At 65.2% G+C, this 14,855-nt stretch carries 11 protein-coding genes; 7 read left to right on the top strand and 4 right to left on the bottom strand.

From position 1 onward, the window contains the following. Positions 1–6 precede the first annotated feature (6 nt). The 7 genes from rluB (at position 7) to truB (ending at position 9,616) form a co-directional block, all read left to right on the top strand. Positions 7–1,662 carry a 23S rRNA pseudouridine(2605) synthase RluB gene (rluB, locus tag WS68_RS24935; RefSeq protein WP_059573386.1) on the top strand — a complete coding sequence of 552 codons (1,656 nt, stop codon included), beginning with the start codon at positions 7–9 and terminating at the stop codon, positions 1,660–1,662. Positions 1,663–2,166: 504 nt separating this feature from the next. Beyond that, positions 2,167–2,325, top strand: a complete 159-nt coding sequence (locus WS68_RS28145; RefSeq protein WP_156429669.1) for a hypothetical protein — start codon at positions 2,167–2,169, stop codon at positions 2,323–2,325. 908 nt (positions 2,326–3,233) lie between these two features. Continuing rightward, complete coding sequence (gene rimP / locus WS68_RS24925; protein WP_059573384.1) at positions 3,234–3,701, top strand: ribosome maturation factor RimP; 468 nt, start codon at positions 3,234–3,236, stop codon at positions 3,699–3,701. Continuing rightward, positions 3,698–5,173, top strand: a complete 1,476-nt coding sequence (gene nusA / locus WS68_RS24920) for a transcription termination factor NusA (RefSeq protein ID WP_059518523.1) — start codon at positions 3,698–3,700, stop codon at positions 5,171–5,173. Before rimP ends, nusA begins: the two co-directional genes overlap by 4 nt. A 91-nt stretch (positions 5,174–5,264) precedes the next feature. After that, entirely contained in the window at positions 5,265–8,180 is a 2,916-nt protein-coding gene (gene infB, locus WS68_RS24915) for a translation initiation factor IF-2 (RefSeq protein WP_059573383.1), read from the top strand. A 107-nt stretch (positions 8,181–8,287) separates the two neighbouring features. Further along, complete coding sequence (gene rbfA, locus WS68_RS24910; RefSeq protein ID WP_059518519.1) at positions 8,288–8,656, top strand: 30S ribosome-binding factor RbfA; 369 nt, start codon at positions 8,288–8,290, stop codon at positions 8,654–8,656. 51 nt (positions 8,657–8,707) lie between these two features. Next, on the top strand, positions 8,708–9,616 hold the full coding sequence (truB, locus tag WS68_RS24905; protein WP_231753120.1) for a tRNA pseudouridine(55) synthase TruB: 909 nt from the start codon (positions 8,708–8,710) through the stop codon (positions 9,614–9,616). Between the two features lie 119 nt (positions 9,617–9,735). On the opposite strand, the gene WS68_RS24900 is transcribed toward truB, so the two are convergent. From WS68_RS24900 to WS68_RS24885, 4 genes are all read right to left on the bottom strand, one after another. After that, positions 9,736–11,295 (bottom strand): DHA2 family efflux MFS transporter permease subunit, encoded by a 1,560-nt coding sequence (locus WS68_RS24900; RefSeq protein WP_059573381.1) that lies wholly within the window; start codon positions 11,293–11,295, stop codon positions 9,736–9,738. A gap of 34 nt (positions 11,296–11,329) precedes the next feature. After that, positions 11,330–12,574, bottom strand: coding sequence for an HlyD family secretion protein (locus WS68_RS24895; RefSeq protein ID WP_059573380.1), 1,245 nt, complete (start codon positions 12,572–12,574; stop codon positions 11,330–11,332). A gap of 69 nt (positions 12,575–12,643) precedes the next feature. Further along, positions 12,644–14,164 (bottom strand): efflux transporter outer membrane subunit, encoded by a 1,521-nt coding sequence (locus WS68_RS24890; RefSeq protein ID WP_059573379.1) that lies wholly within the window; start codon positions 14,162–14,164, stop codon positions 12,644–12,646. Between the two features lie 87 nt (positions 14,165–14,251). Next, complete coding sequence (locus WS68_RS24885) at positions 14,252–14,758, bottom strand: MarR family winged helix-turn-helix transcriptional regulator (protein WP_059573378.1); 507 nt, start codon at positions 14,756–14,758, stop codon at positions 14,252–14,254. Between the last annotated feature and the right edge of the window lie 97 nt (positions 14,759–14,855).

Here is a 14,855-nt window from a genome sequence, read left to right as displayed (position 1 = left end):
GTTGTTTTGACAGATATCCACGACATCGATTCGTCTGAAGCCGCGCATGCCGTCGCGGTGGCGCGCGCCAGCGATGCGCCCGAGCAGCCTGCTCAGACTCAGGATGCGGGCGGTGAAGAGCGTCCGCGCCGCGGTCTGCGGCGCGGTCCGCGCAGCTTGATCGCGCGCCGTCGCGCGGCTGCAAAATCGAAGAATACCGATAGCGCGGAGCAATCCGACGCAATGGCGGCGGGCGATGCCGGCGCGGCGAAGGCGCCGGCGCGCGCGCCGCGCAACAAGGATGCGGTCGCGAAAGCGCCGCGCAAGCCGGCGGCGGCCGGCAAACGCGAAGGTGCCGCGCGGCAGCAGGGCAAGCGGAGCACGCCGGCGGCCGCCGAGGCGAGCCAGGACGATTTGTTTGCGTATGTGATTTCGCCTGCGTTCGATGCTGATAACAATTCGCAGGGCGGCGGCGTGCGCGCGCCGATGCTGCGTCGCGGCCGCCAGGGGCAGCAGCCGAAGCGCGTGCTGTCGCCGGATGACGATGCACCGAAGTTGCATAAGGTGCTGGCGGAAGCGGGTATGGGCTCGCGTCGCGAGATGGAGGAGCTGATCATCGCCGGCCGCGTGTCGGTCAATGGCGAGCCAGCGCATATCGGCCAGCGGATCATGCCGACCGACCAGGTTCGAATCAACGGCAAGCCGGTCAAGCGCAAGCTTCCGAACAAGCCGCCGCGTGTGCTGCTCTATCACAAACCGACCGGCGAGATCGTGAGTCATGCGGATCCGGAGGGGCGGCCGTCGGTGTTCGATCGGCTGCCGCCGATGAAGACCGCGAAGTGGCTCGCGGTCGGCCGCCTCGATTTCAATACTGAAGGTCTGTTGATGTTGACGACGTCGGGTGATCTCGCGAACCGCTTCATGCATCCGCGCTATAGCGTCGAGCGTGAATATGCGGTGCGGGTTGTCGGCGAGCTGACCGAGGCGTCGCGCCAAAAGCTGCTGCATGGCGTCGAACTCGACGACGGCCCGGCGAATTTCCTGCGCATCCGCGACGGCGGCGGCGAGGGGACGAATCATTGGTATCACGTCGCGCTTGCGGAAGGGCGCAATCGCGAGGTGCGCCGGATGTTCGAGGCGGTTGGCCTGATGGTGAGCCGTCTGATCCGCACGCGTCACGGCCCGATTCCGCTGCCGCGCGGCCTGAAGCGCGGCCGCTGGGAGGAGCTGGACGATGCGCAGGTGCGCCGCCTGATGGCGTCGGTCGGACTGAAAGTGCCGACCGACGACAAGGGCAAGCGCGGCGGCCCGGCCGAGCGCCGCCAGCCTGATCCGATGCAGACGTCGATGGGTTTTATCAGCCGCGAACCGGTGCTGACGGCGCACGGTCAGCTCGATCAGCCCCGCCGGGGTCGGCGCGGCCTGGCGGGCGGCGGTGGTTTCGGCGCCGGCCTCGGCGGTTACTCGGGCCTGCCGGTATATGGCGGAGGCGGGCGCCAAGGCGGCCGCGATATCGACGGCAACCGCGCGTCCTACGGAGCCGGTGGCAACAAGCGCGGCGCCGGCGGCAAGGGCGGCCGAAACGCGAATGGCAATCGGGCGGCGGCAGACGGTAATGCGGGCGGCGGCCGCAATAATGGCCAACCGCATATGCCGCCGTGTAATCGTTCACGCGGCCGGTAAGCGGCGAAGCTGGCGAAAGGCCGGCGCAAACTCGTTGCGTGGCGGCGGCATTCTTGATCGCGCGCCGCGGGGCCGGCCAAGGCCCTGAACATACCGGATGTTCCTCCGCTCATGCCGGCCGGTTCCGCCACCCTTGGCGCAACCGGCCCGGCCCATTTCTCCATGTGCTGGGGCGCCTTCCCGTGCTGTCGAACATGCCGGGGGCGATCGGCGGGGGATCTCGATCCTCATCGAATTTCATGCACCATTTACCGGCGCGTCCGGTGCTGCGTCCCACATCGTCGCGCGCGCTTGCCGCACGTGTTTCGTCGCGCCATGCGGTGTCGAATGCCGCTGAGGGTTGCTTTGCAATGCTCAATAAGAGGGCTCGCAACGCATGCTTATGACCGCCAGCAACGAGATTACCCATGCGTCGGCCATATGGCGTCCGGCGCTGCCCGTTCGATTCGCGCGGCCGACATGCGGTCTGATTGCCGTTCCCGGGCGCAGGTGGGCAGGAGTTCAATGAACATCGTCTTGGTCAACGACGGCATGTCAGGAGACATGCATCCGTTCTTCGCGTTCGGCCGGGAACTTTGGGGGCGCTGGCGCGGCATGGTGATTTACAACGACGATAGCTACCGCGCGCAGGCCGAGCGGCTTGGCTTTCGTTGCCGCCGGTAGGCGGAGGAATACGAAGTCAGCACCTCCAATCCAAAAAGTGGAGTTCGAGCAAGGCTCGCGTCGCCGCGTGGAAGGAAATCGTGGTGCCGCGGTTGCGTTGGCTGTACTGGTTGCTGGCGCAGCAGGTGCAGGGCGCACGCTGATCGTTTGCGGTCTGCCCACCGCCGCCTTCGCGTGAACCGAGCAGGGGCGGCGCGGCGCGCCGCTGTTCGGGGCGGGCGAAGGCGGCGGTGGTGCGGGCCGCGAACGAAGTCGAGCGGTTGGGGCCGACAGCCGACGCTTAGCGGTGGTTTTCCTCGGATAACCGTCTTGGCGCTGCCGCGGCGGGCGATTCCGGCTGGAACTGCGTCGTGTCGGTCGCCGGCTCGATCAGCAACTCCCCGGCCGGATCAATGCCGGCGGCGCCCGGCAAGCAGAGCCCTGAGGCGGCTGATGCCGGCGCCGCTTGGCGCGATGCCCTGCTTGCGCGGTTCGGGCGCGCACCGGCCGGCAAGTTATTGCCGACAGCCACGGCGATAATGACGAGAGGCGCGACGGCGCATTTCATTTCGCCGGGTATTGAAATCGCCCGCGTGGCTGGCAAGCTGTGCAAAACGCGGCGCGCCACGCTTTGCAATGATCCCGCATGTTGCAAATGCCCCGCAAAATTCCCATTTCACGCCGATTTTGCGCCGATTTGGCGGGGTGGCGCTTTGCGTCCGGCCCAGAACTCGCTATAATCGCAAAGTCGCTGGGCGTACGGATTCGATGTGCAGCTCAGGTGCGACCACCGGTAACAAGATGGGCGTTGCGCCCATTTTTTTTTGCCGAAACGGTTGGGCATCTCGGGTAGCGCTTCCTGCGCCGGCTAAGGCGCGCGTTCAGCGGGTGAATCGCGAGGGGCGGGCGCGGACACCTGAGAGGACACTGTGCAACTGACGGAACTGATAGAAACCACGGTCACGGGGCTCGGCTACGAGCTCGTGGATCTCGAGCGCACCGGGCGCGGCATGGTCTGCGTCTACATCTACATCGATCAGCCCGCCGGCATTACGATCGACGATTGCGAGAAGGTCACGCGTCAGCTCCAGCACGTACTGACGGTCGAAAACATCGATTACGAACGGCTCGAGGTCTCGTCGCCGGGGCTCGACCGGCCGTTGAAGAGGCTGGCTGATTTCACGCGTTTCGCGGGCAGCGAAGCCGTCATCACCTTGAAAAAGCCGTTGGACGGGCGCAAGACGTACCGTGGCATTCTGCATGCGCCGAACGGCGAGACGATCGGTTTGGAATTTGAGAGGAAGAAAGGCGAGGCCGCGATGCTGGATTTCACGCTGGCCGATATCGACAAAGCTCGCCTGATTCCGCACGTTGACTTTAGGAGCCGCAAACAATGAGTCGCGAAGTGTTGATGTTGGTGGATGCGCTGGCGCGCGAAAAGAACGTCGACAAGGACGTCGTGCTGGGCGCGCTCGAAGCCGCGCTTGCATCGGCATCCAAGAAACTGTTCGATGAGGGCGCCGAGATCCGCGTCCATATCGATCGCGAAAGCGGCGAACACGAAACCTTCCGGCGCTGGCTGGTCGTGCCCGACGAGGCCGGCCTGCAGGAGCCGGATCGCGAGATCCTGTTGTTCGAGGCGCGTGAGCAGAAGCCGGACGTCGAGGTGGGCGACTACATCGAGGAATCGGTGCCGTCGATCGAATTCGGCCGCATCGGCGCGCAGGCGGCCAAGCAGGTGATTCTGCAGAAGGTGCGCGATGCCGAGCGCGAGCAGATCCTGAACGACTATCTGGAGCGCGGCGAGAAAATCATGACCGGCACGGTGAAACGGCTCGACAAGGGCAATTTCATCGTCGAATCGGGGCGTGTCGAGGCGCTGCTGCGCCGTGATCAGCTCATTCCGAAGGAAAACCTGCGCGTCGGCGACCGTGTGCGCGCGTACATCGCGAAGGTCGACCGCACCGCGCGCGGCCCTCAGATCGAGCTGTCGCGCACCGCGCCGGAATTCCTGATGAAGCTTTTCGAGATGGAAGTGCCGGAAATCGAGCAGGGTCTGCTCGAGATCAAGGCGGCGGCGCGCGATCCCGGCGTGCGCGCGAAGATCGGCGTCGTCGCATACGACAAGCGGATCGACCCGATCGGCACTTGCGTCGGCATCCGCGGCTCGCGCGTGCAGGCGGTGAGAAACGAGCTTGGTGGCGAAAACATCGACATCGTGCTATGGTCGGACGATCCCGCCCAGTTCGTCATCGGCGCGCTTGCGCCGGCGGCCGTCCAATCGATCGTCGTCGACGAGGAAAAGCATTCGATGGATGTCGTCGTCGACGAGAGCGAGCTGGCCGTCGCGATCGGCCGTAGCGGCCAGAACGTTCGCCTTGCCAGCGAGCTGACCGGCTGGCAGATCAATATCATGACGCCGGACGAATCCGCGCAGAAGCAAAACGAAGAGCGCGACACGCTGCGCGGCCTCTTCATGGCGCGCCTCGACGTCGACGAGGAAGTTGCCGATATCCTGATCGACGAGGGCTTTACGAGTCTCGAAGAGATCGCCTATGTGCCGTTGAACGAAATGCTCGAGATCGAGGCGTTTGACGAGGACACCGTCCATGAGTTGCGCAACCGCGCACGCGATGCGTTGTTGACGATGGCGATCGCGAACGAGGAGAAGGTCGAGAATGCCGCGCTCGATTTGAAGAGCCTGGAAGGCGTGACGCCCGAGCTGGTCGCGAAGCTCGCCGAGCACGGCGTGCAGACGCGCGACGATCTCGCGGAGCTGGCGGTTGACGAACTCACCGAGATGACGGGCGTCGACGAGGAGGCGGCGAAGGCGCTGATCATGAAGGCGCGCGAACACTGGTTCCAGTGAGACACGATCATGGCGAACTGATTTGCTGGCGGCCGGAAGGCCTGACCCGATGCTAACCGCAAGGAATCGGTCCTTGCACTAAGAGGAATGAATGGCGAGTAACAACGTAGCCCAATTTGCCGCGGAACTGAAAATGCCTGCTGGTGTGCTGCTCGAACAACTGCAGGCTGCGGGCGTCCAGAAAGCGAGCGAGGACGATGCGCTGTCGGAGACGGACAAGGCGCGTCTGCTCGATCATTTGCGCAAGTCGCACGGTGCGACCGATGGCGACAAGCGCAAGATCACGCTGACTCGCCGACATACGTCCGAGATCAAGCAGGCCGATGCGACGGGTAAGGCTCGCACCATTCAGGTCGAAGTGCGCAAGAAGCGCACGTTCGTCAAGCGCGACGACGTCAACGAGGCGGGCGCCGAGCAGGCGCAGGCCGACGAGCAGGCGGACGCCGAACTCAAGCGTCGCGAGGAAGAGGCGCGCCGCGAGGCCGAGCTGCTCGAAAAGCAGGCGCAGGAACTGCGCGAGCGCCAGGAGCGCCTCGAGCGCGAGGAGGCCGAACGCCGCGCCCGCGAGGAAGCGGCAGAGGCCGAGCGACGTCGCGCGGAAGAGGAGGCGGCGGCCAAGCGCGCGGCCGAGGCCGCGCAGGCCGCGGCCCGGGAAGAGGCGGCTGCGGCGCAGCGCGCGCAGTCCCAGCAGTCCGTGCAGGAGGAAGAGCGCGCGGCCGCCGAGCGCGCCGCGCAGCGAGAAGCGGCGAAGAAGGCCGAGGATGCTGCACGCGAGGCTGCCGATAAGGCGCGCGCCGAGCAGGAGGAAATCCGCAAGCGCCGCGAAGCCGCTGAGGCGGAAGCGCGCGCGATTCGCGAAATGATGAACACGCCGCGCCGCGCGCAGGTGAAGGCGCCCGAGCCGAAGCCGGCCGCGGCGCCGCCTGCCGCGAAGGCTGCCGAGGCGAAGGGCACGCTTCACAAGCCGGCAAAGCCGGCCGGCGAGGCGGCCGCTGCCGCGCGTCCCGCGCCGAAGAAGGCGGCGGGCGGCGGCGCGCCGGCCGCGCCCGCCACGTCGGCGCCCGCAGGCGATCGCAACAAGAAGCCGGGCGGAGGCAAGGGCGGCTGGCAGGATGACGCCGCCAAACGCCGCGGGATCAAGACGCGCGGCGATTCGAGCGGCGGCGTCGATCGCGGTTGGCGCGGCGGCCCGAAGGGGCGCGGCAAGCACCAGGACAATGCGTCGTCGTTCCAGGCGCCGACCGAGCCGATCGTGCGGGAAGTGCACGTGCCGGAAACCATCTCGGTGGCCGATCTGTCGCACAAGATGGCCATCAAGGCATCGGAAGTCATCAAGGTGATGATGAAGATGGGCCAGATGGTCACGATCAATCAGGTGCTCGACCAGGAAACGGCGATGATCGTCGTCGAGGAGCTGGGCCATCGTGCGGTCGCGGCGAAGCTCGACGATCCGGAAGCGCTTCTCGTCGAAGGCGAGGCCGGCAGCGACGCGGAGCAACTGACGCGTCCGCCGGTGGTGACCGTGATGGGTCACGTCGACCACGGCAAAACGTCGCTGCTCGACTACATCCGCCGCGCGAAAGTCGCAGCGGGCGAAGCGGGCGGCATCACGCAGCACATCGGCGCGTATCACGTCGAAACGCCGCGCGGCGTCGTCACGTTCCTCGACACGCCGGGTCACGAGGCGTTCACGGCGATGCGCGCACGTGGCGCGAAGGCAACCGACATCGTGGTCCTGGTGGTGGCGGCCGATGACGGAGTGATGCCGCAGACGAAGGAAGCGATTGCGCACGCGAAAGCGGGCGGGGTGCCGATCGTCGTTGCGATCAACAAGATCGACAAGCCGGAGGCGAATCCGGACCGCGTGAAGCAGGAGCTTGTCGCGGAAGGCGTCGTGCCGGAAGAGTACGGCGGCGATTCACCGTTCGTGCCGGTGTCGGCGAAGACGGGCTCGGGTATCGACGATCTGCTCGAAAACGTGCTGCTGCAAGCGGAAGTGCTCGAATTGAAGGCGCCTGTCGAGGCGCCGGCAAAGGGCCTCGTGATCGAAGCGAAGCTCGACAAGGGCAAGGGCCCGGTCGCGACGGTGCTTGTGCAGTCCGGCACGCTGAACCGCGGCGACATCGTGCTCGCGGGCACGGCCTACGGCCGCGTGCGCGCGATGCTCGACGAGAACGGCAAGCCGACGAAGGAAGCCGGCCCGTCGATTCCGGTCGAGATCCAGGGCCTGTCCGAAGTGCCGGGCGCGGGCGAGGAAGTGATCGTGCTGCCGGACGAGCGCAAGGCGCGCGAAATCGCGCTGTTCCGCCAGGGCAAGTTCCGCGATGTGAAGCTCGCGAAGCAGCAGGCAGCGAAGCTCGAAAGCATGCTCGAGCAGATGGGCGAAGGCGAAGTGCAAAATCTGCCGCTCATCATCAAGGCGGACGTGCAAGGCTCGCAGGAAGCGCTGGTGCAATCGCTGCTCAAGCTGTCGACCAACGAGGTGCGCGTGCAGATCGTGCACAGCGCGGTGGGCGGGATCAGCGAAAGCGACGTCAACCTGGCGACCGCGTCGAAGGCCGTCATCATCGGCTTCAATACGCGCGCCGATGCGCAGGCACGCAAGCTGGCCGAAGCGAACGGCATCGATATCCGCTACTACAACATCATCTACGACGCCGTGGATGAGGTGAAGGCGGCGATGTCGGGCATGCTCGCGCCGGAGAAGCGCGAGGTCGTGACGGGCATGGTCGAGGTGCGCCAGGTGTTCAAGGTGCCGAAGGTCGGCACGGTCGCCGGCTGTATGGTGACGGATGGCATCGTCAAGCGCTCGTCGTCGGTGCGCGTGCTGCGCAACAACGTCGTGATCTTCACGGGCGAACTCGAATCGCTCAAGCGCTTCAAGGATGACGTGAAGGAAGTGAAGCAAGGCTTCGAGTGCGGTATGTCGGTCAAGAACTTCAACGATATCGTCGAAGGCGATCAGTTCGAAGTGTTCGAAGTCACCGAAGTCGCGCGTACGCTGTAAGACGGCGTGCAGGCTCATGGGCGGGGCAGGCGCGGGCCTGTCCCGCCCATTTTCATGGCGGTGTGAGCCGCGCATGGCCGGCCGCCCCACGCAATGACGGATTCATCATGACGAAAAAACGTACTTCTCCCAATCGCAACGTGCAGATCGCCGATCAGATCCAGCGCGATCTGTCCGAGTTGATCATGCGCGAGGTGAAGGATCCGCGGATCGGGATCGTGACGATTCAGAGTGTCGAACTCACGCCCGATTATGCGCATGCGAAAGTGTTCTTCACGACGCTGACGGGCGACCCCGCCGGCACGCAGGAGGCGCTCAATCACGCGGCGGGCCATCTGCACAATCTGCTTTTCAAGCGCCTACACATTCATACGGTGCCGACGCTGCATTTCCATTACGACCAGACGATCGAGAAGGCCGTCGCGATGTCGCGCCTGATCGACGAGGCGAACGCGACGCGCGCGAAGGACGATTGAGCGACGATTTCTTACGCGTTGACCATGACGACTGTTTCACCTCGCCCCCGAATGGCGCGCCGCGCGCTCGACGGCGTGCTGCTGCTCGACAAACCGGTCGGGTTGTCCAGCAACGATGCGCTGATGCATGCAAAGCGCCTTTATCTGGCCAAGAAGGCGGGCCACACGGGTACGCTCGATCCGCTCGCATCAGGGTTGCTGCCGCTGTGCTTCGGTGAAGCGACGAAGTTCTCGCAGGATTTGCTCGACGCCGACAAGACCTATGAGGCGACGATGCGTCTCGGCGTGCGCACGGCGACGGGCGACGCCGAAGGTGACGTGCTCGAGACGCGCGACGTGCGTTGCGTGCCGGCCGATGTCGAAGCGGTGCTCGCGCGCTTCGTCGGCGATATCGTGCAGGTTCCGCCGATGTATTCGGCGCTCAAGCGCGACGGCAAACCGCTTTACGAATATGCGCGGGCCGGCCAGACGGTCGAGCGGGAAGGGCGCGCAGTGTCGATCCGCGCGCTCGACATGCTGTCGTGCACGCTGCCCGACGTGAGGTTTCGCGTGACGTGCAGCAAGGGCACCTATGTGCGCACGCTGGCCGAGGATCTCGGTGGCGCACTCGGCTGCGGCGCGCATCTGACGATGCTGCGCCGCACGGCTGTCGGCGTGCTGTCGCTCGAGCATGCGGTGACGCTCGATGCATTGGCGAACGCGACGCAGCACGAGCGCGACGCCTGGCTGCGGCCGGTCGACGCGCTGCTGTCGACTTTTCCACGCGTGAAGCTTGATGCGGCGCTCGCCGAGCGCTTTGTGCACGGCCAGCGTTTGCCGCTTGCCGAACTGGCCGCGCGGTCGGACATCGGCGAGGGCGCGCGCGTGCGCGTTTACGACGGCGACGATCGCCTGCTTGGCGTCGCACGCGCGGTTCACGGAGTGCTTGCGCCGCAGCGGCTTGTCGTGACGAGCGAATAGCCCACCGCAGAGGCTTGTCGGCCGTCCAGCGATTGAATTCGCGATGCGTGCGCGAAACGAAACGCCCGGCTCGAAGGCCGGGCGTTTTCACATGCAATGTGCGGCGCGCGCCCCGTTTTTCAGTGCGCCGCCGACGCCGCGGCGCTCGAATCGCCGCCGCCTGCCCGCTCGGGCTTCGTGATCCAGATGAGTCCGATCAGCAGCACGAAGATCGCGGCCGAGATGTAGAACAGATCGTTGACGCCCAACTGCGCGGCCTGCTGCGTCGCGAGATTGTTGATGAGCCCGTGCGCCTGCGACGGCGTGAGGCCGAGCCGCCCCATCTGATCGACCGCCTGGTTGAATGCCGGGTTGTACGGATTGGCCTGCTCGACGAGCTGCGCGTGGTGGAAATTGTTCCGGTGATCCCACGCGGTTTGAAAGATCGACGTGCCGATGCCGCCGCACATGATCCGCACGAAGTTCGACAGCCCCGATGCGGCCGGAATCCGGTGGCCGGGCAGGCCCGACAGCGTGATCGATACGAGCGGAATGAAGAAGCCCGCCATCGCGATACCCTGAATGAAGGTTGGCACCATCAGTGACCATTCGTCGACGCCCGTCGTATAGCGCGAGCGCATCCAGAAGCAGAGCGCGAAGAACAGGAACGCCGCCGTCGCGATGTAGCGCGGATCGGTGCGCGGCAGGATCTTGCCCGTCAGCGGCGACAGCAGGATCGCGAAAAAGCCGACCGGCGCCATCACGAGGCCGGCGTCGGTCGCGGTGTAGCCGATCTGCGTTTGCAGCCACAGCGGCAGCAACACCAGATTGCCAAAGTAGAGCCCATAGCCGACCGATAGCGAAATCGTGCCGCCCGTGAAATTGCGTATCCGGAACAGCGACAGGTCGACGACCGGGTGCTCGGTCGTCAACTCCCAGATCACGAAGAACGCGAACGCGATCACGGCGGTCAGCGCGAGCACGATGATCGTCGTCGATGCAAACCAGTCGAGATCCTTGCCTTTGTCGAGCATGATTTGCAGCGAGCCGACCCAGAGAACGAGCAACGCGAGCCCGACGCCGTCGATCGGCGCGTGGCGCACCGGCGACTCCCGCTTGCTGTAGATCATCCACGTCACGCCCGCAGCCGCGATGCCGACCGGGATGTTCACGTAGAAAATCCACGGCCACGTGTAGTTGTCGGAGATCCAGCCGCCGAGAATCGGCCCGGCCACCGGCGCGACGAGCGTCGTCATCGACCACAGCGCGAGCGCCATTGGCGCTTTCGCGCGCGGGTAGCTCGACAGCAGCAGCGATTGCGACAGCGGAATCATCGGCCCGGCGACCGCGCCTTGCAGCACGCGCGACGCGAGCAGGAACGGCAGCGTCGGCGCGAGCCCGCACATCCACGACGAGATCACGAACAGGATGATCGACGCGAGAAAGAGCCGCACTTGGCCGATGCGCTCGGTGAGCCAGCCGGTGAGCGGCACCGAAATCGCGTTCGCGACCGCGAACGACGTGATGACCCACGTGCCTTGGTCGGACGATACGCCGAGATCGCCCGAGATCGTCGGGATCGCGACGTTCGCGATCGACGTGTCGAGCACGTTCATGAACACGGCGAGCGACACCGCGATCGTGCCGAGCACGAGTTGCCCGCCTTTGAGCGGGGGATACGGAGCTTGTGGCTGTGCCATGCTGGGTTATCGGATCAATGTGCGGATCATGCGCTTACATCAGGTTCGGCATACGGTTGCCGGCGGTTTTCGCCGCCGCGACCGGCGCGGCCGCGGCGGCGTTTGCCGCCGCGCCGCCAGCGTTCGCGGCGATGATGCGTGCGATCTCGGCATCCGCCTCGTCGCCATACTTCGCGAATACGTCGGTCTCGTAGACGGTGTTCTGCACGTTGCCGAGCTGGCCGCCGCTTTCGTCCTTGATGTCGACGTCGACTTGCATCGACAGGCCGATGCGCAGCGGATGGTCCTTCAACTGCTTGGGATCGAGCTCGATGCGCACCGGCAGGCGTTGCACGACCTTGATCCAGTTGCCCGTCGCGTTCTGCGCGGGCAGCAGCGAGAACGCCGCGCCCGTGCCCGCCGAGAAGCCGATCACCTTGCCTTGGTACTTGACCGACGAGCCGTAGATGTCGGCCGTCAGTTCGACCGGCTGGCCGATGCGCATATGCTTCAACTGCACTTCCTTGAAGTTCGCGTCCACCCACACCGCATTGAGCGGCACCACCGACATCAGCGGCGTGCCTGGCGAAACGCGCTGGCCGACCTGCACCGAGCGCTTCGCGACATAGCCTGTGACGGGCGCGGGCAGCGTGTTGCGCGCGTTGTTCAAATACGCGTCGCGGACCTTCGCGGCGGCGGCGAGCACGTTCGGGTGATTGGCGATCGTCGTGTTCGCGGTCAGCGCGCGGTTCGACGCGAGCTGCTGCTGCGCGGCGTCGAGCGACGCTTGAGCGGCTTTCACCGCATCGCGCGCATGCGAAATTTCCTCTTGTGACACGGCGCCCGTCTGCGCGATCGCGAGCCGGCGGCGCAGGTCGTCCTGCGCCTTCGACAGATCGGACTGGCGCAGCGCGACTTGCGCGCGATACTGATCGTCGTTGACGAACAGGCCGCGCACCTGACGCACGGTCTGCGCGAGATTCGCCTCGGCCTGCTGCAGCGCGACCTGCGAATCGGCTGGATCGAGCACGACGAGCGGGGTGCCGGCATTGACCGTCTGCGTGTCGTCCGCCTTCACCGCGATCACGGTGCCCGTCACCTGCGGGGTGATCTGTACCACGTTGCCGTTCACGTATGCGTCGTCGGTCGTTTCGTGGAAGCGGGCGACGAGGAAATAGTAGAGCCCATAGGCAATCGCGGCGATCACGATCACGGCAATGAGCAGCGTCATCATTCGCTTGCGCTTGCCGTTGTTCTGCGGCTGTGCGCTCGCTGCCGCGTTTTGTTGTGGGTCGCTCATGGCGAGTTCTCCGTCCTTGATTTAAAGCGAGTGGTTTTCGAGAGTCGTCGATCTGGAGTCGGCTGGACTTTAGTTCGATGCCTGTTGCGCGTCGCCCGGTTTCGCGGCCGACGCGGGTGTGGCAGACGGCGACACGGGCGCGGGCGCGGCGAGCCGCGTGCCGGCCGCGTCGAAGCCGCCGCCAAGCGCCTTCACGAGGCCGATCTGCAGATCGCGGTGGCGCATCTTCAGGTTCGTCACCGTCTGCTCGGCGGCGAGACGGCTGCTGTCCGCGTTCAGCACCTGCAACTGCGGCGACAGGCCCGCCTTGTAGCGGATCACCGCGAGTTCGTATGCGCGCGTCGACGCATCGAGCGCGCGCTGCGCGTCGCTCATTTGCGCGTCGATCGCGCGGATCGACGAAACGTGGGTCGCGACTTCGGACAGCGCGTTGACGATCGCTTGGTTGTAATTGGCAACGCTCAGGTCGAAGTCCGCGTAGCGCCCTTTCAACTGCGCGCGCAACGCGCCCGCGTCGAACAGCGGCAGATGGATCGCCGGGCCGATTTGCGCCTGGCGGCTCGCGAAATTCAGGAATTTGCCCCAGCCGAACGCATCGAAACCGAAGCCCGCGGCGAGGTTGATGTCCGGGTAGAACTCGGCCTTCGCCTCCTTGACGTCGTGCAGCGCCGCTTCGACCTGCCAGCGCGCGGCGACGATATCCGGCCGGCGTGACACGAGATCGGCGGGCAGGTTGTCCGGCAGCGCGGCCACGTCGCCCGGACTCAGCACGGGCACCGCGATCTGCAGCCCGCGATCGGGGCCCTTGCCGAGCAGCGCGGCGAGCTGATAGCGCGTGGCGGTGATCTGGCCGTCGAGATCGGACAGCGTTGCCTGGCTCGTCGCGACATTGCCGCGCGCGGTTTGGCGCTCGACATTGGTATCGAGACCGGCGCCGACGCGATCGTCAGTGATCTTGCCGACCGACTGGCGGTTGCCGATCTCGCGCGCGGCGATGTCGCGCTGCGCGTAGAGTTGCGCGAGCTGGTTGTAGGTGCGCGCGACCGAGGTCGCGAGGGTGACGCGCGCCTGCTGCATGTCGGCTTGCGCGGCCTTTTCCTGCGACACGGCTGCATTGAGGCGCGCGCGGTTCTTGCCCCACAGATCAAGCTCCCAGGACGCGCTCGCGAGCACGTTGTTCTCGCTGTACCACTGGCCTCCGTAGGGCGGCGGAAAGAGGCCGTTGCCGGAGTACAGCTCGCGGGTCCACGAATACTTGAGGTCCGCGCGCGGCAGCAGCGCCGAGCGCGACGATTCGATATACGACGATGCCTGCGCGATGCGCGCCTGCGCCTGCGCGATCGTCGGATTGCCTTCGAGGGCTTCGTCGATCAGCTTCGGCAACTGCGGATCCCCGAACTGGTTCGCCCAGTCGAGCGTCGGCCAGCGGCCGCCCTGCGCGGGCAGGCTTTGCGCGCTTTCGAATTGGGTTGCCGGCGCGATCGTCTTATCGCTCTTGATGCCGAAATAGTTCGCGCATCCCGACAATACGAGCACGGCAGCCGCGACGGCAGTGGCGCTGCGGCTGGCGGACAACGGAAGGGTTTTCATCGCGGATTTTCCTGACTCGGAATCGGATTCTGAAGAGGTCATGGACACTGCAAGGATTTCCTTACATTTATTTGTCGAAAATGCCTGTTATGACAATGGTTGCATAGTGGTACTGGTAGCGGCCGGGCACTCGCCGAAATTCGACAGAATGCGACGCAACATGCTCTTCAGAAAGCCGACTTCCTCAGGCGTGAAACCTTCGAGCACTTGATCGAGCACGCTGCGGAAGATGGCCGGCATGCGGCTTGCGAGCGCTTGTCCTTCGTCGGTCAGCTCGAGCCGCACGACCCGCCGGTCGTTGCTGCAGCGCACGCGCCGCAGCAGGCCGCGTTTTTCGACGCGATCGAGCAGGCGCGTGACCGCGCTCGCATCGATGCCGAATTCGCGCGCGAGTTCGGCAGCCGTCGAGCAATGACCAATGGCAAGCCTGAACAGCATGCTCGCCTGGGTGCCGGTGATGCCAAGCTCGGTTTGCGTGCGCTGCGTGATCAGGCTGCTCATCAGCGATTTCACGCGGGACATCAGGTAACCGACGCTATCGTTCATCTGATACTCGAACAGCTCGCGGTCGAACGAAGGAGAAGGGTCCGCCATAAGTTCCCTGAGACTACAATAATTGACTAGGCAGCATTATAGGCTCGGATAATTGCTGCGGCAAATATTAATCGAAGCCGAATTCATGCGCTGACGT

Origin of the sequence: Burkholderia sp. TSV86 (genome assembly GCF_001522865.1) — a bacterium.
Lineage (GTDB): Bacteria > Pseudomonadota > Gammaproteobacteria > Burkholderiales > Burkholderiaceae > Burkholderia.
This window is presented reverse-complemented; position numbering and strand designations above follow the sequence as displayed.